Origin of the sequence: Gemmobacter nectariphilus DSM 15620, assembly GCF_000429765.1 — a bacterium.
GTDB classification, from domain to species: domain Bacteria; phylum Pseudomonadota; class Alphaproteobacteria; order Rhodobacterales; family Rhodobacteraceae; genus Wagnerdoeblera; species Wagnerdoeblera nectariphila.
This window is the reverse complement of sequence record NZ_AUCM01000012.1, coordinates 40,742-55,886: the sequence shown is the minus strand read 5'-3', so window position 1 is coordinate 55,886 and position 15,145 is coordinate 40,742. Positions and strand designations below refer to the sequence as shown.

The window sequence follows — 15,145 nt, the reverse complement described above, 5'->3', positions numbered from 1 at the left end:
GGCTGGAATGTCACAGGGATATGACGACAGCGCCCGCGCCGCAACGGATCTAGTCGAGATCGGGGAACAGGCTGTCACCTTCCAGCCAGTCGGCAGCCATCTGGCGGGTGATCGGAGTGCCCTCTTCGAGGGATCGGGCATCCAGCGCGGTGACAAGGTCACGGGCGGCCGCGAAGGATCGGGTCATGCGGGGCACCAGCCATTCGATCAGCCCGGCAGGAATGACGACCTGACGGTCGGCGAACTGCTTGGCCAGCACGGCGTGCAGCAAGGGGTCGTCGGGCGGATCAAGGCGGATCAGCGTTGCGGCCTGCATCCGGCTGGCGAGATCGGGCAGGCGCAGGCCCCAGTCGCGCGGCGGGCCGGCTGCGGTGATCAGCAGCGGCAGGCCCGCCGCGGCCATCATGTTGTGCAGATGAAAGAGGGCATTCTCGGCCTCGGGCCGTCCACCGATGCGTTCGGCATCTTCGACGGCAACGGCGGTCCGCGCCAGGCTGGGCAGGTCGGCATGCGCCAGTGCGCTGGCCGCGACGATCCGCGCGCCGGTGGCGGCGGCCCAGATATGCGCCAGGTGGGTCTTGCCGCAGCCGGCAGGGCCGGCCAGCACCGCCTTGCCCGCAGGCCAGCCTTGCCAGTCGTCCAGCGCGGCCAGCGCCAGCGCATTGGCCGGGCTGACAAAGAAATCCTCGCGCCCCCGCGACTCGCGCAGCGGCAGGTCCAGCGTCAGTTGTCTGTTCACACGCCCGGCCCCTCGTCGGCAGGGGGATTGGCGGCAAGGCCGCGATAGAGGCGGCTGTCGGTATATTGGTTCGATGCGAAACGGACCAGCACCCCGATGGCCGCCGCGACCGGAACCGCGACCAGCATGCCGACAAAGCCGAACAGCGTGCCAAAGGCCGACAGCGCGAACAGCAGCCAGACCGGGTGCAGGCCGACCGAATTGCCGACCAGACGCGGGGTGATGACATTGCCTTCGAGGAACTGGCCAAGGGCAAAGATCCCGGCAACGATGCCGATCGACAGCCAGTCGCCCCAGAACTGGAACAGCGCCAGCCCGATGGCCAGCGCACCACCGACCAGCGCGCCGATATAGGGAATGAAGGTGATCGCCCCGGCAATCGCCCCGACCACCAGCCCGAACTGCAGCCCGGCCAGCGCCAGCGCCACCGCGTAGTAAGTGCCCAGCACCAGACAGACCGACAGCTGCCCGCGCACGAAAGCGGCCAGCACGCGGTCGATTTCCGACGCCAGATGGCGGATCACCGGGGCATGGTCCAGGGGCAGCAGCGCATTGATCCGGGCCACCATCCGGTCCCAGTCCAGCAGCATGTAAAAGGCCACGACCGGCACGACCACCATGAACAGCACGGCATCCAGCACCCCCATGGCCGAGCCGATCAGGGTATTTGCCAGCTCCAGCCCCTTGGACTTGATGGTGTCGCCGATCTCGGCCAGCGACTGGCGGATCGTCGAGGTATTGTCGGCAAGGTCGGGGAAATGCGTGGTCAGGAACTCTTGCAAGCGCTTGACGATGTCGGGGGCGGCGTTGACCAGCGCGGTAAGCTGGTTGATCAGCGTCGGGATCACCGCAAGCACCAGCGCGACCAGCACCAGCAGCGCCCCCAGCGAGATCACGGTCGTCGAGGCGACCCGGCTGAGGCCAAGCCGTTCCAGCCGGTCGGCCACGGGGTCGAGGAAATAGGCGATCGCGCCGCCCACGACAAAGGGCAGGATGACATCCCCCAGCGCCCACAGCACGAACAAAAGCACCGCCGCAGCGATGCCCCAATATCTGAGCTGGTCCTTGACGGGCAGGGCCATGCGGGTTCCTTCGGCGGCTTGCCCTGACAGATTGCCCATGATGGCCCGGGTTTCAAGGGGGCAGGGGGAATGCGGGGGGCCGCGGCCCCCCGCGCCCCCCGCCCAAAGGGGCCTTTCGCGGCCCCTTTGGAAACCCCGTTGGCGGGCCCGGCCGCCCTGCGCCCAAGCCGCGGCCGGGCCATCGTGGGCTTGCCGGGGCAGGGACGGGCCTTGGCTGCAGGTTGCAGGCCAAGGCCCGGCCAGCTGATCACGACACCGTGCAGGCACGCGGCCGCGCCCTGGCCGCGACGCCCGATTGACGCGGCCGCGCCAGCGGATATGCACATGCTCAGCCCCCCTTTGCCCGAGCCCCCCATGTCGCTGCCCGTGCCCGTCGTCACCATCGGCCTTCTGCTGATGTCGAATGTCTTCATGACCTTTGCCTGGTATGGCCATCTCAAGGACCGCAGCGCGCCGCTGGTCTGGGTCATCATGACCAGCTGGGGCATCGCCTTTTTCGAATACCTGCTGATGGTGCCGGCCAACCGCATCGGCTATGGCCACTTCAACGCCGCCCAGCTGAAGACCGTGCAAGAGGTGATCACCCTGACGGTCTTTGCCGGCTTTTCGGTGCTGTATCTGAAAGAGCCGCTGGCCTGGAACCACATCCTGGGCTTTGCCTTCATCGCGGCGGGGGCGTTCTTCATCTTTCACAAATGGTGAAAGGGCGGGCCTGCGCCCTGGCCATCAGGCGCCGGCTTTCATGCCATCGTCAAAGATGTCCGCGTTGCCCCCGGCCGCCAACGATCCGGGGAGCCGTTCGCGGCACCCCGGTCCGCCAACGCCATCCGCCCCCCGACCATCCAGAACGTTTGTGCGCCGGCTACTTGCCCCGGTCGGCATAGATATACTTGCGCTGGAACGGATAGACCGATTGCGCCCCCCGCAAGGTGCCGGTGTCGAGGGAGCCATCGGGCCGCGTTGCAAGGATCTGGTGCAGCGAGACCCAGCCCTCCTCGAAAGCCATCGCGCAGCCGGCCAGATACAGCCGGAAGGCCCGCAAGGTCTGCTCGCCCCGTTCCTGGCCATGGCTTTCGGTCAGAACCTTCTTTGCCTCGTCCAGCCGCTCTTCCAGCGTGTCGGACCAGGCCCAGAGCGTGCGGGCATAATGCGGGCGCAGCGATTCGGTATCCACCGCCTCCAGATCGGCGGCGGCCATTTCGCGCTGGACATAGGAGATGTGGAACAGCTCGCCGCCGGGGAAGATGTATTTCTCGATGAAATTGCCAAGCCCGCCCGAGACGGAGGCATCGTCCAGAAAGCCCGAGGTGATTCCGTGGTTCATCAGCAGCCCGCCGGGCCGCAGCAGGGCATAGAGCTTGCGGAAATAGACCGGCAGGTTGGCGCGCCCGACATGTTCGAACATGCCCACCGAGGCGACCTTGTCATAGGGCTGATCCTCGGGCAGGTCGCGATAGTCGCGCAGCTCCATCCGCACGCGGCCCTCGAGGCCCTTTTCGCGGATCAGCCGGTTCACATGGGCGTGCTGGTTGTGCGAGAGCGTGATCCCGGTGGCATCGACCCCGTAATTTTCCGCCGCCCACAGCAATAGACCGCCCCAGCCCGCGCCGACATCCAGAAACCGCTCGCCCGCGCGCAGGTCGAGCTTTCGGCAGATCAGGTCCAGTTTCGCCTCTTGCGCCTGGGCCAGGGTCATGTCCGGCGTCGCATAATAGGCGCAGGAATAGACCCGGCGCGGATCCAGCCACAGCTTGTAGAACTCGTCCGACACATCGTAGTGAAAGCTGATCTGCCCGGCATCGCGGCTGCGCGTGTGCAGCCGGGCCGAGCGCAGCCCGTAGACGAACCGTTGCAGCCAGCCTGCCTGCACCGCCCCGCCCATCGGGCGGATCAACCCGGCGGTCATCGCCATCAGGTCGCGCATCCGCCCTTCGATCTGGACCTTGCCTTCGACGATGGCATCCGCGATCACGTCCAGCCGGTTGGCGGTGAACAGCAGCAGCGTCTTTTCGTCAGGCAGGCGCAGCGTGACACGCGGGTTTGCCGCGCCGATGCGTTCGCCATTGTCGAACTCAAGCGCGGCAGCCAGCGGCAGGCGCTCCAGCCTTTTGCTTGCTTCGTGAACCAGTATCGACATCTTCCCCCAGCCCTTGGACTTACGCAGGGAACAGGGTGGCCCGGCGGGCCAAGTCCCCGCAACACATGGGCCAGATCAGAGCATCACGCACCGGCAACCGGGCGCCGGCCTTGTCTCCTCAGCACGCCCTGATGAAAATCAGGCAAGTTTTTGGCATGAAGTCAACTGCTGAACGAGATTCAGCATCAAGCGCCCGCGTTGGGCAGGGCGCCCGTGCGGGCATGGCCGGGTTTTCCGGCCATGCCGGGCGTGCGCTTAGCGGCGGGCCGCGTCGGTGCGGGCCCAGTCCCAATACAGCTCGCGCACCTTGCGCGTCACCGGGCCGGGGGCCGGATACTGCGTGCCGTCGAATTCGCGCACCGCCAGCACCTTGGCAAAGTTGCCCGACAGGAACACCTCGTCCGCGCCTTCGAAATCCTCGAAGGTCAGCACGGATTCATGCACCTTGAACCCTTCGCCGCGCAGGTTCTGGATGTGGCGCGCACGGGTCAGGCCCGACAGGAAGGTTCCGTTGGCGATCGGGGTGAAAAGCTCGCCATCCTTGACCATGAACACGTTGGCGGTGGCGGTTTCGGCCACATTGCCCATCACATCCGCGACCAGCGCGTTGCCGTAGCCCTTCTTCTGCGCCTCGACCAGCATCCGGGCGTTGTTCGGATAAAGCGCCCCGGCCTTGGCATTGCAGACCGCGCTTTCCAGCACGGGGCGGCGGAACCGGGTGCGGGTCAGCGTGGTGCTGTCCTGCGCGCCGGGCATCGGCACCTGTTCAAGGCTCATGGCAAAGACGGTGGACGAGGCAAGCGGCGCGACCCCGACCTCGGACCCATGCGCGGCCCAATACATCGGGCGGATGTAGACGGCGGCATCCGGGGCATAGCCCTTCAGCCCCTCGAGCGCGATCTGCACCATGGTATCGGGATCCACGTTCGGCGTCATCATCATGGCTTCGGCCGAGCGGTTTACGCGGGCGCAGTGGCGGTCCAGATCGGGGGCCATCCCGTCGAACCAGCGGGCGCCGTCAAAGACGCTGGACCCTTGCCAGATCCCGTGATCGGCCGCGCGCATCACCATGACGTCGCCATCGTGCCATTTGCCATCGAACCAGGTGCGGATATTCGTGCCGAACGCCATGGCGCCTCTCCTTCCAATTTGCTGGCTTACCCAATCACCCTTGGAGCGAAAGGTCCAGAGGTGCAGGGTCAGGCAGCGCTTTGGTCGCGCCGGGTGATCGGGTGATCGACATCGGTCTCGGGCAGCCCCTCGCGCGAGAGCAGCACGGCCACGGGGCGCAGGCGGGGAATGTGCGAGCAGACGATCATGATGGACACCATGATCGGCACCGCCAGGAACATGCCCGGAATGCCCCAGACCGCGGCCCAGAACGCCAGCGAGGCAATGATGCCAAAGGACGACAGCTGCAGCGTCCTGCCCAGGAACAGCGGGTCCAGCACCTGACCCACGACGAACTGGATGCCGGTCACGATGGCCAGCACCGCAAGCCCGCTGAAGGGATCGCCGGTCTGCACATAGGCGACCAGCCCGACGGCAATGGTGGCGACGATGGACCCGACATTCGGGATGAAGTTCAGCACAAAGGTCAGAACGCCCATGGCAACCGCCAGTTCCAGCCCGAAGGCCATCATCACGGCATAGACCAGCGCGCCGGTCACCAGGCTGACCACTGTCTTGACGATCAGATAGCGGTTCACGCGGTGCACGATGGACGAGATGATCCGCTCGACCCGCCGGGCGCGTTCGGCATCGCCCATCAGGCTGACCAGCTTGGGCCGGAACCACAGCCGTTCCAGGAACAGGAAGCCCACGAACAGCGTGACCAGCACGGCGCCCGAGGCGATGTTGCCGGCCTGGCCTGCCATGGTGGCCAGCCAGGGGCCGATCTGCACACCTTTCAGCCAGTTCAGCACCGCCTGTTCCACATCGGCGCCCATCCACGAAAACATCGTGGCCACCGCCTTTTGTGCCGGATCGGCATATTGCATCACGGTGAACACCACCGTGTTGGCCTGAGTCAGGATCAGTGCCGAGAGCGAGATCAGCACCGAGGCGATCAGCAGCACCGCCAGCAGGCTGGCGACCCAGACGGAAAACCGCGCCTCGCCAAAGCGCAGGTGCTGGATATAGCTGATGGCATCCGAGGTCAGCGAGAACAGCATGATCGCGATGGCCAGCGAGATCAGCAGGAACTTGGCCTGCACCAGCAGGAACAGGATCACCGCAAAGGCGATGATACCAAGAAACCATACCTGAAGACGGCGCATGTCGTCCTGCGGCGGAGCCGGCGGGGGGGCTTGGTCTGCGGATTGGGTCATCTGGTCCGATGCAGGCGCGGGGGTGTCTTGCGGCACAGTATGGGGGGCCTGCATGGCGATCAAGCCTCGGCCCCCGAAATTGCGTCGAGTTCACGCAGTGTTTCGGCCCTCAGCGCTGCCAGATCGTCGCGGGCAACGCCCAGTTCGGCAATCTGGCGGTCGATTTCCAGCATCTGGCGGTCGGCCATGGCGACAAAGGCGCGGAACTGGGCCGCAGTGCCCTTTTTCTGATAGATTTCCAGCCATTGCCGGATTTCTTCCAGGCCAAAGCCGAAGCGGCGTCCGCGCAGGATCAGCGTCATGCGCGCAATTTCGCGCGGGCCATAGAACCGGGCGCGACCTTCCTTTTGCGGGGCCAGCAATTCGATATACTCGTAATATCTCAGGGTGCGTGGCGTCACGTCGAAACGGGCGCACATCTCCTTGAAGCTCAAACGCGTGTCGGACATGCCGGTCTCCTTCCCCCCGTCCGGCACGTTAGGCCGATTGCTGCGCCTGCGCAATCGCGCGTTCGGGGCATGGCGGCGCGGCAATGGGGGCTTGCGCAGGCCGGCGCTGCGGTGCCAACTGGCAATCAGACCAGCAGGAGCCCCGACGATGGCCAGCCCCTTCACCCCTCAGCAGTTTCTAGACCTGCTGCCCCATGCCCGCGCACTGTCGATGCGCCTTGACTCTGTGTCCGACGACGGGCGCGTCACCTTGTCCATGCCGTGGGATGCACGGCTGGTCGGGGATCCGGCCACCGGGGTGGTGCATGGCGGCGCCGTCTATGCGCTGCTTGATACCGCATCGGGCATTGCCGCCACGCTGAACCCCGGCAGCGCCGGGGGAACGGCGACACTCGACCTGCGGATCGACTACATGCGCCCCGCGACCCCCGGCCAGCGCATCCGGGCCGAGGCCTATTGCTACAACATGACCCGCTCGGTCGCCTTCATCCGCGCCGTCGCGACCGACGATGACGGCTCGCGCCCCGTGGCCACGGCCAACGGCGCCTTCACCAACGAAGCCAGCCGGGCCGCCGCAAAATGACCGAACGCCCCCGTCCCGAACCCGTCCAGATCGTCAAGCAACGCCGCGATGCCGCGCTGCGCGCGCTGGTCAATGGTGTGCCCTATATCCAGTTCATGGGCTTTCAGTTCGACCGCCGCGGCGACGAGCTGACAGCGATCATGCCCTTTGACGAAAGCCTGATCGGCAATCCCTTGCTGCCCGCCCTGCATGGCGGGGCAACAGCGGGCTTTCTGGAAACCACGGCGATCATCGAACTGGCCTGGCAATCGTTGTGGGAAGAGATGGAGCAAGGCCGGCTTGATCCGACCACTCTGCACCCCACGCATCTGCCGCGCCTGCCCAAGACCATCGACTTCACCGTCGACTACCTGCGCTCGGGCTTGCCGCGCGATGCTTATGCGCGGGCGCGGGTCAACCGCTCGGGCCGGCGCTATGCCTCGGTCCATGTCGAGGCCTGGCAGGACAACCGCACGCGCCTGTTTGCCCAGGCGACCGGGCATTTCCTGATGCCGGAGCGGACCTCGGCCGAATGAGCGACATCACCCACCGGCGCGTGCTGTCGATCGCGCTGCCCATCGTGCTGTCCAACGCGACAGTGCCGATCCTTGGCGCTGTCGATACCGGCGTCGTCGGGCAGCTGGGGCAGGCGGCGCCGATCGGGGCGGTCGGGGTCGGGGCGATCGTGCTTGCCTCGGTCTACTGGATCTTCGGCTTTCTGCGCATGGGCACGTCGGGGCTGGCAGCGCAGGCGCATGGGGCGGGCGACAGCGCGGAAACCGGCGCGATCCTGCTTCGGGGCCTTGGCATCGGGGCGCTGGCGGGGCTGATGCTGATCCTGTTGCAGGCCCCGCTGGCCTGGGCAGCGTTTCGCCTGGCCCCGGCCTCAGCCGAGGTCGAGGGCTTGGCGCGGCAGTATCTGGCCATCCGCATCTGGGGCGCGCCGGCCACCATCTCGCTGTATGCCGTGACCGGCTGGCTGATCGCGCAGGAACGCACGCGGGCGGTTCTGGTGCTGCAACTGGTGATGAACGGGCTGAACGTCGGGCTGGATCTGTGGTTCGTGCTGGGTCTTGGCTGGGGCGTGCCAGGGGTGGCGAGCGCCACGCTGATCGCGGAATACAGCGGCCTTGCGCTGGGGCTGTGGCTGTGCCGGGGTGCCTTTGCCGGGCGCGCCTGGGCCGACCGCTCGCGCCTCATGGCGGGGGCGGCCTGGCGGCGCATGCTGGCGGTCAACGGCGACATCATGCTGCGCTCGGTGCTGCTGCAGGGCAGCATGACCACCTTCCTGTTCCTGGGCGCGGGCTTTGGCGATGTGACGCTGGCGGCCAACCAGATCCTGCTGCAATTCGCAGAGATCACCGCCTATGCGCTGGACGGCTTTGCCTTTGCCGCCGAGGCGCTGGTCGGACAAGCGGTCGGCGCGCGCCAGCCGCGCCTGGTCCGGCAGGGCGCGGTCCGGGCCTCGCAATGGGCGGTGGGCGGCAGCCTGCTGCTGGGGCTGGTGTTTCTTGGAGCAGGGCCGATGATCGTGGATGTGATGACCACCTCGCCAGAGGTTCAGTCCGCAGCGCGCACCTATCTGCCCTGGCTGATCGTCATGCCGGTGATCGCGGTGGCCAGCTACATGTTCGACGGCATCTTCATCGGTGCCACCCTGACACGCGAGATGCGCAACACGATGGCCTTGTCGGTCGTGTGCTATGCGGGCGCATTGGTGCTGCTTGTGCCGATGCTGGGCAATCATGGGCTTTGGGCGGGCCTGATGGTGCTGAACCTGACACGCGGGCTGACCATGGCGGGGCTTTTTCCGAGAGCCGAGCGGGCCGCAGCCCCCAGCCTCGTTTCAAGCTGATGCCGAGGAAGGGGGGCTGTCTGCCCCCCTCTTGGCCCAAGGGCCAATTCACCCCCCGAGGATATTTGGATCAAGGCGAAAAGACTTTGTTAACCTTGCTCTGCCAATCTGATGGTGCGGTGCAGGCGGGGACGCCGATGACCGTCAAGGCGAAACGCCCTGCCTCCCCCATGGACGGCCGCCATGGCCCGAGGCAGGGCGCCAGACCGTTGCCTGTTTCGGTGCGGCACCAGCCAGATCATGCTACCCGATCTTGCCTGCCGCGCGGTCGATGCCCCGGCCCGGCGCGTTCGTTCAGTGAGGTTCGACGAAATGCGATCTCGCGCTGACTGACGAGCTGCCGTGCCCAATCCTCAAGGCGCGCTCGAAGCCATCGCGGGGATCTCCACCCCGCGCGCGGCAGCCGGGTCAGCTGGACGCGCCGCGCTTTCCGGCTGTGCCGTCGTGTTCACTTTTGCAAGCGACGCTGCCACTTTCGCCTTGATAAAAATATCCCCGCCGGAGGCTTCCGCACTCTCCGCCTGCACACGGCCGGGTTACAATGAAAAAGGGGCCGCATTTGCAGCCCCTTCGGATCGCGGAAGGACTGCGGCTCAGCCGACGATCGTTGCCTCGGTCGCCTTGCGCAGTTCGTCTTCGGTCACGCCATCGGCGCATTCGACGATCTTCAGCCCGCCCGGCACCACGTCCAGCACGCCCAGGTTGGTGATGATGCGATCCACCACGCCCTTGCCGGTCAGCGGCAGCGTGCAGGACTTCAGCACTTTCGACTCGCCCGCCTTGTTGGTGTGGTCCATCACCACCACCACGCGGCCGACGCCGGCGACCAGATCCATCGCGCCGCCCATGCCCTTGACCAGTTTGCCCGGCACCATCCAGTTTGCGAGGTCACCTTCCTCGGACACTTCCATGCCGCCCAGGATCGCCATGGCGATCTTGCCGCCGCGGATCATCGCGAAGGAGGTGGCGCTGTCGAAGAACGCCGTCTGCGGCAGTTCGGTGATGGTCTGCTTGCCCGCGTTGATCAGGTCGGGATCCTCGTCGCCTTCGAACGGGAAGGGGCCCATGCCCAGCATCCCGTTTTCCGATTGCAACGTCACGCTGATCCCCTCGGGGATATAGTTCGACACCAGGGTCGGAATGCCGATCCCCAGGTTCACATACCAGCCGTCTTGCAGTTCCTGGGCGGCGCGGGCCGCCATCTGGTTCCGATCCCAGCCCATCACACGGCCTCCCGCTTGCGCACGGTGCGCTGTTCGATGCGTTTCTCGTGCTGCCCCTGAATGATGCGGTGCACATAGATCCCCGGCAGGTGGATATGGTCGGGGTCGATCGAGCCGAGCGGCACGATTTCCTCGACCTCGACCACGCAGACCTTGCCGCAGGTCGCGGCGGGCGGGTTGAAGTTGCGCGCGGTCTTGCGGAACACGAGGTTGCCCGAGGGATCGGCCTTCCACGCCTTGACGATGGACAGGTCGGTCACAAGGCCGGTTTCAAGAATATAGGTCTTGCCGTTGAAATCCTTGTGGTCCTTGCCCTCGGCGATCACGGTGCCAACGCCGGTCGCGGTGTAGAAGCCGGGGATCCCGGCGCCGCCCGCGCGCATCCGTTCGGCCAGCGTGCCTTGCGGGTTGAATTCCAGCTCCAGCTCGCCCGAGAGATACTGGCGCATGAATTCCGCGTTCTCGCCGACATAGGACGAGATCATCTTTCGGATCTGGCGCGATTCCAGCAAGATCCCCAGGCCAAAGCCATCGACGCCGCAGTTGTTCGAGGCGACCGTCAGATCCTTGACGCCATTTTCGCGGATCGCGGCGATCAGCAGTTCAGGAATGCCGCACAGGCCGAAGCCGCCCGCGGCGATTGTCATCCCGTCAAACAGAAGCCCGTCGAGGGCTTCGGTCGCGGATGCATAGACCTTGTTCATAAGTCCTCGCTCCCAATTTCGCTGGAGATGTTGTGACGCGGGGGCAGGCGTTAGTCAATCGCTGCACCGCCGCAAGATCAGCGCAGTGCCGCTTCGGCCGCGAGCCCCAGCCGCAGCAGGCGTTCCTCGGCCAGCGGCGGGGCAAGCAGCTGAAGCCCGCAGGACGGAACCGCGGTCGGCAGGCTGAGCGCGCAGCAATCCATCAGGTTGCCGATCCGGGTGTTGCGCAGCGCCAGCAGGTTTTCGGTGACGTAATAGGCGCTGTCCGACATCAGCCGCGCCGCATCGGGCGGCAGGATGGGCGAGGTGGGGGTCAGCACGGCGTCGAACCCGGCGACTGCGGCCGCCCATTGGGCGCGCAGCACCCGCAGCCGCCGCCAGCCGGCCACGAAATCGGCCGCCGTCACGCTGGCCCCGCCCCGGAAGCGTTCGTAAATCTGCGGGAACATCTTGTCCGGTGCCGCCTCGATGGTGTCGCGCCAGATGCCCCAGGCCTCGCCGGTGAACAGGATGGGCGACAGGCCAAGCGCCTCGGTCACGGCGGGCACGGCGATCCGCTCGATCCTGGCGCCAGCGGCGGCCAGGCGGGCCAGCGCATCATCGAAGGCGCGGGCCGGCTCGGGGCGCAGATCGTCCAGCGCGGCGGTTTCCAGCACGGCCAGCCGGGTGCCGACAAGGCTGGTGCCGGCAAGGTCGGCGGGTTTGCCCCCCTCGAGTGCGGCAAGGATCAGCGCGCAATCCTCGACCGTGCGGCACAGCGGGCCGATGGTGTCGAAGCTTTCGCACAGGGGCACAACCCCGGTCAGCGGCAGGCGGCCATGGGTGGTCTTGAGCCCGACAAGGTCGTTCCAGGCCGAGGGGATGCGCACCGATCCGCCAGTGTCCGACCCGATGGCGGCCGGTGCCAGCCCGAAGGCGACCGAGGCTGCGGCCCCCGAGGACGAGCCGCCCGGCACCGCGCCGGGATCGTTGATATTGGGCGGCGTCGCCGTCACCGGATTGAGCCCAAGGCCCGAGAAGGCCAGTTCCGACATGTGCGTCTTGCCAAGGCACACAAGGCCCGCGCGCGTTGCGCGCTCCAGGACGGTCGCGTCCCGTTCGGGGCGGCGCCCCGCCAGCAGGGCCGATCCGGCCTCGGTCAGCGTGCCCGCAGTGTCGAACAGATCCTTCCAGCTGACCGGCACCCCGTCCAGCGGCCCGCGCCGCAGACCGGCCTTGGCCCGGCCATGGGCGGCCATCGCCTCGGCCCGCGCGCGTTCGGGGGTAAGGCGGGCATAGATGCGCGGCGTGTCGGGATGGCTGGCCAGCGCATCCAGATAGGCCTCGGTCAATTCGACGGCGTGGATCGAGCCATCCCCGATTCCGCGCCCCAGTTCCGCTGCCGACAGTGCCAGCCATTCGTTTGCCATATCCGTCCCCGTGTCCCGTCCGCTCTATCGCGGCGGTTGCCATGCTGCACCCGAGGCACCGGGGGCTTTGCGCCCCCGGACCCCCGCAGGATATTTCCAGACAGATGAAGGGGAAGCAAGGGAGCGGCGCGTCGCGGACAGGGCTGTTTCGCCCGCCCCGCGACATGGGCGCGCAGGGCATTGGCGGGGCGGGCGGCTGCGGCTATGATCTGCCCATGATCGCAGAACTCGGACATTTCGCCCTGACCCTTGCCCTGGCCATTGCGCTGGTGCAGACCGTGATGCCGCTGATCGGGGCCTGGAAGGGCTGGCCGGGCTGGATGGCCGTGGCCGATCCGGCGGCGGTCACGCAATTCCTGCTGCTGGGCTTTGCCTTTGCGGCGCTGACCCATGCCTTTGTCACCTCGGACTTTTCCTTGCGGATCGTGGTGGCGAATTCCCATACGCTGAAACCGATGATCTACAAGGTCTCGGGCGTGTGGGGGAATCACGAAGGATCGCTCTTGCTGTGGGTGCTGATCCTGGCGCTGTTCGGCGCCTGTGCCAGCTGGTTCGGGGGCAATCTGCCGCCGACGCTGAAGGCGCGGGTGATCGGGGTGCAAGGGTCCATCGGGGTCGCGTTCCTGGCCTTCATGCTGCTGACCTCGAACCCGTTCGACCGGATCGCCATTCCGCCGCTGGACGGGCAGGATCTGAACCCGCTGCTGCAAGACCCCGGTTTGGCCTTTCACCCGCCGTTCCTGTATCTGGGCTATGTCGGCCTGAGCATGGCGTTCAGCTTTGCGGTGGCTGCGCTGATCGAGGGGCGGGTCGATGCCGCCTGGGGCCGCTGGGTGCGGCCCTGGACGCTGGCGGCCTGGGTCTTCCTGACCATCGGCATCGCGCTGGGGTCGTGGTGGGCCTATTACGAGCTGGGCTGGGGCGGGTTCTGGTTCTGGGATCCGGTGGAAAACGCCAGCTTCATGCCCTGGCTGATCGCTGCCGCGCTGCTGCACAGTGCCATCGTGGTCGAAAAGCGCGAGGCGCTGAAAAGCTGGACCATCCTGCTTTCGATCCTGGCCTTCGGGTTCAGCCTGATCGGCACGTTCATCGTGCGTTCGGGGATCATCACCTCTGTCCATGCCTTTGCCAATGACCCCGAGCGGGGCATCTTCGTGCTGCTGATCTTTGCGGTCTTTGTCGGCGGGGCGCTGACGCTTTATGCCGCGCGGGCCGGCATCATGGAGGCCAAGGGGGTCTTTGCCACCTTCAGCCGCGAATCGGCGCTGGTGATGAACAACGTGCTGCTGGCCGTGTCTGCCTTTGTGGTGTTTATCGGGACGATCTGGCCGCTGGTGGCCGAGATGCTGTGGGACCGCAAGCTTTCCGTCGGCCCGCCGTTCTTCAACGCAGCCTTCACGCCCTTTGTGGTGGCGCTGGCACTGCTGTTGCCGCTGGGGGCGATCCTGCCGTGGAAGCGCGCCGATGTGGGCCGGGCCATGCGCCCCCTGTGGGGGGTGCTGGCGCTGTCGCTGGCGGGTGGGGCGCTGGCCTTTGCCATGCAGACCGGGCGCAGCGCGCTGGGGCCGGTGGGGCTGGCGCTGGGGCTGTGGGTGGTGCTGGGCGCCTCGGCCGATCTGTGGCAGCGCTGCGGGCGCGGCGATCTGGGGGCCAGGCTGGGCCGCCTGACGCGTCTGCCGCGGGCCGACTGGGGCAAGGCGGTGGCGCATGGTGGCCTTGGCATCACGATCTTTGCCGTTGCGGCCCTGACCGCCTGGCAGGTCGAGGATATTCGCGTCGTCAAGGAGGGCGAGACCTTTGACGTGGCCGGCTATGCCATCACCCTTGTCGATGTGCACGAGGAACGCGGGCCGAACTATCGCAGCACCATGGCCGAAATGCGCGTGGTGGACGGCGACAAGACCTTTACCCTGTTCCCGGAAAAGCGGGTCTATCCGGTGGCCGGAATGCCGACGACCGAGGCCGCGATCGATTACGGCTTCCTGCGCGATGTCTATCTGGTGATCGGCGATCCGCAGGATGGTGGCGGCTGGGCGGTGCGCAGCTATATCAAGCCGCTGGCCAACTGGTTGTGGGGCGGGTGCATCATCATGGCGCTTGGCGGGCTGATCAGCCTGTCCGACCGGCGCTATCGCATTGCTGCCGGGGCGCGCAAATCGCCGCAGGGGGTGCCTGCGGAATGAAATGGCTTGTCCTTGCCCTGACGCTGCTGGCCAGTCCCGCGCTGGCCGTGCAGCCTGACGAGGTGCTGCCCGATCCGGCGATGGAGGCGCGGGCGCGCGAGATTTCCAAGGATCTGCGCTGTCTGGTCTGCCGCAACGAAAGCATCGACGAATCGAATGCTGAACTGGCGCGCGATCTGCGGCTTCTGGTGCGCGAGCGGCTGGTCGCGGGCGACAGCAACACCGAGGTGGTGGCATTCATCGTCGACCGTTACGGCGAATATGTGCTGCTGCGGCCGACCGCCTCGGGGTCGAACCTTCTGCTGTGGATCGCGGGGCCGGCGATGCTGGTTCTGGGGCTTGGGGCGGCTGCCCTGTATCTGCGCCGCCGCCGGGTGGCCGATACCGCCCCGGTCGAGGCCCTGAGCGAGGCCGAGAAGGCGCGGCTCGACGAGATCCTCAAGACCTGACGCAAGGTCGGGGTTCCGCGCTG

Annotated in this window: 15 protein-coding genes; 6 read left to right on the top strand and 9 right to left on the bottom strand. The window is 66.6% G+C overall.

Annotation, left to right across the window (positions count from 1 at the left end; translation table 11 throughout):
- Positions 1-49: 49 nt before the first annotated feature.
- Positions 50-739 (bottom strand): P-loop NTPase family protein, encoded by a 690-nt coding sequence (locus G481_RS0113345; protein ID WP_028030485.1) that lies wholly within the window; start codon positions 737-739, stop codon positions 50-52.
- Positions 736-1,821, bottom strand: coding sequence for an AI-2E family transporter (locus G481_RS23785; RefSeq protein WP_035026028.1), 1,086 nt, complete (start codon positions 1,819-1,821; stop codon positions 736-738). Before G481_RS23785 ends, G481_RS0113345 begins: the two co-directional genes overlap by 4 nt.
- Before the next feature lie 354 nt (positions 1,822-2,175).
- Between G481_RS23785 and G481_RS0113335 the strand changes: the two genes are divergently transcribed.
- Positions 2,176-2,523 (top strand): DMT family protein, encoded by a 348-nt coding sequence (locus G481_RS0113335; protein ID WP_035026027.1) that lies wholly within the window; start codon positions 2,176-2,178, stop codon positions 2,521-2,523.
- Positions 2,524-2,683: 160 nt separating this feature from the next.
- On the opposite strand, the gene G481_RS0113330 is transcribed toward G481_RS0113335, so the two are convergent.
- The 4 genes from G481_RS0113330 to G481_RS0113315 all read right to left on the bottom strand — a co-directional run bounded on the left by G481_RS0113330 (position 2,684) and on the right by G481_RS0113315 (position 6,737).
- On the bottom strand, positions 2,684-3,958 hold the full coding sequence (locus G481_RS0113330; RefSeq protein ID WP_028030483.1) for a class I SAM-dependent methyltransferase: 1,275 nt from the start codon (positions 3,956-3,958) through the stop codon (positions 2,684-2,686).
- Between the two features lie 255 nt (positions 3,959-4,213).
- The gene (locus tag G481_RS0113325) at positions 4,214-5,089 is read right to left on the bottom strand and encodes a branched-chain amino acid aminotransferase (RefSeq protein ID WP_028030482.1); all 876 of its coding nucleotides are present in this window, start codon (positions 5,087-5,089) and stop codon (positions 4,214-4,216) included.
- Between the two features lie 68 nt (positions 5,090-5,157).
- Positions 5,158-6,237, bottom strand: coding sequence for an AI-2E family transporter (locus G481_RS23780; protein ID WP_035026025.1), 1,080 nt, complete (start codon positions 6,235-6,237; stop codon positions 5,158-5,160).
- A gap of 110 nt (positions 6,238-6,347) precedes the next feature.
- Positions 6,348-6,737: a MerR family transcriptional regulator gene (locus G481_RS0113315; protein WP_028030481.1), complete on the bottom strand. Its 390-nt coding sequence runs from the start codon at positions 6,735-6,737 to the stop codon at positions 6,348-6,350.
- A gap of 148 nt (positions 6,738-6,885) precedes the next feature.
- Between G481_RS0113315 and G481_RS0113310 the strand changes: the two genes are divergently transcribed.
- From G481_RS0113310 to G481_RS0113300, 3 genes are read left to right on the top strand one after another with little or no spacing between them, the layout of a single operon-like run.
- Positions 6,886-7,320 (top strand): PaaI family thioesterase, encoded by a 435-nt coding sequence (locus G481_RS0113310; RefSeq protein WP_028030480.1) that lies wholly within the window; start codon positions 6,886-6,888, stop codon positions 7,318-7,320.
- Positions 7,317-7,835, top strand: coding sequence for a PaaI family thioesterase (locus G481_RS0113305; RefSeq protein WP_028030479.1), 519 nt, complete (start codon positions 7,317-7,319; stop codon positions 7,833-7,835). Before G481_RS0113310 ends, G481_RS0113305 begins: the two co-directional genes overlap by 4 nt.
- Positions 7,832-9,154: an MATE family efflux transporter gene (locus G481_RS0113300; protein WP_028030478.1), complete on the top strand. Its 1,323-nt coding sequence runs from the start codon at positions 7,832-7,834 to the stop codon at positions 9,152-9,154. The genes G481_RS0113305 and G481_RS0113300 overlap by 4 nt, the downstream gene beginning before the upstream one ends.
- Positions 9,155-9,747: 593 nt before the next feature.
- Here G481_RS0113300 and G481_RS0113295 read toward each other — a convergent pair.
- The 3 genes from G481_RS0113295 to G481_RS0113285 form a co-directional block, all read right to left on the bottom strand.
- Entirely contained in the window at positions 9,748-10,377 is a 630-nt protein-coding gene (locus tag G481_RS0113295; protein WP_028030477.1) for a 3-oxoacid CoA-transferase subunit B, read from the bottom strand.
- Positions 10,377-11,081 carry a CoA transferase subunit A gene (locus G481_RS0113290; protein WP_028030476.1) on the bottom strand — a complete coding sequence of 235 codons (705 nt, stop codon included), beginning with the start codon at positions 11,079-11,081 and terminating at the stop codon, positions 10,377-10,379. Before G481_RS0113290 ends, G481_RS0113295 begins: the two co-directional genes overlap by 1 nt.
- Before the next feature lie 77 nt (positions 11,082-11,158).
- On the bottom strand, positions 11,159-12,490 hold the full coding sequence (locus G481_RS0113285) for an amidase (protein WP_028030475.1): 1,332 nt from the start codon (positions 12,488-12,490) through the stop codon (positions 11,159-11,161).
- Between the two features lie 215 nt (positions 12,491-12,705).
- Between G481_RS0113285 and G481_RS0113280 the strand changes: the two genes are divergently transcribed.
- Entirely contained in the window at positions 12,706-14,673 is a 1,968-nt protein-coding gene (locus G481_RS0113280; protein ID WP_028030474.1) for a heme lyase CcmF/NrfE family subunit, read from the top strand.
- A complete protein-coding gene (locus tag G481_RS0113275) occupies positions 14,670-15,122 on the top strand; it encodes a cytochrome c-type biogenesis protein (RefSeq protein WP_028030473.1) in 453 nt (150 codons plus the stop codon). Before G481_RS0113280 ends, G481_RS0113275 begins: the two co-directional genes overlap by 4 nt.
- The last annotated feature ends 23 nt before the right edge of the window (positions 15,123-15,145 follow it).

Coding starts and splice junctions, on each gene's coding strand:
- G481_RS23785 (WP_035026028.1), bottom strand. CDS start 1,821: ATGGCCCTGCCCGTCAAGGACCAGCTCAGATATTGGGGCATCGCTGCG.
- G481_RS0113335 (WP_035026027.1), top strand. CDS start 2,176: ATGTCGCTGCCCGTGCCCGTCGTCACCATCGGCCTTCTGCTGATGTCG.
- G481_RS0113330 (WP_028030483.1), bottom strand. CDS start 3,958: ATGTCGATACTGGTTCACGAAGCAAGCAAAAGGCTGGAGCGCCTGCCG.
- G481_RS0113325 (WP_028030482.1), bottom strand. CDS start 5,089: ATGGCGTTCGGCACGAATATCCGCACCTGGTTCGATGGCAAATGGCAC.
- G481_RS23780 (WP_035026025.1), bottom strand. CDS start 6,237: ATGCGCCGTCTTCAGGTATGGTTTCTTGGTATCATCGCCTTTGCGGTG.
- G481_RS0113315 (WP_028030481.1), bottom strand. CDS start 6,737: ATGTCCGACACGCGTTTGAGCTTCAAGGAGATGTGCGCCCGTTTCGAC.
- G481_RS0113310 (WP_028030480.1), top strand. CDS start 6,886: ATGGCCAGCCCCTTCACCCCTCAGCAGTTTCTAGACCTGCTGCCCCAT.
- G481_RS0113305 (WP_028030479.1), top strand. CDS start 7,317: ATGACCGAACGCCCCCGTCCCGAACCCGTCCAGATCGTCAAGCAACGC.
- G481_RS0113300 (WP_028030478.1), top strand. CDS start 7,832: ATGAGCGACATCACCCACCGGCGCGTGCTGTCGATCGCGCTGCCCATC.
- G481_RS0113295 (WP_028030477.1), bottom strand. CDS start 10,377: ATGGGCTGGGATCGGAACCAGATGGCGGCCCGCGCCGCCCAGGAACTG.
- G481_RS0113290 (WP_028030476.1), bottom strand. CDS start 11,081: ATGAACAAGGTCTATGCATCCGCGACCGAAGCCCTCGACGGGCTTCTG.
- G481_RS0113285 (WP_028030475.1), bottom strand. CDS start 12,490: ATGGCAAACGAATGGCTGGCACTGTCGGCAGCGGAACTGGGGCGCGGA.
- G481_RS0113280 (WP_028030474.1), top strand. CDS start 12,706: ATGATCGCAGAACTCGGACATTTCGCCCTGACCCTTGCCCTGGCCATT.
- G481_RS0113275 (WP_028030473.1), top strand. CDS start 14,670: ATGAAATGGCTTGTCCTTGCCCTGACGCTGCTGGCCAGTCCCGCGCTG.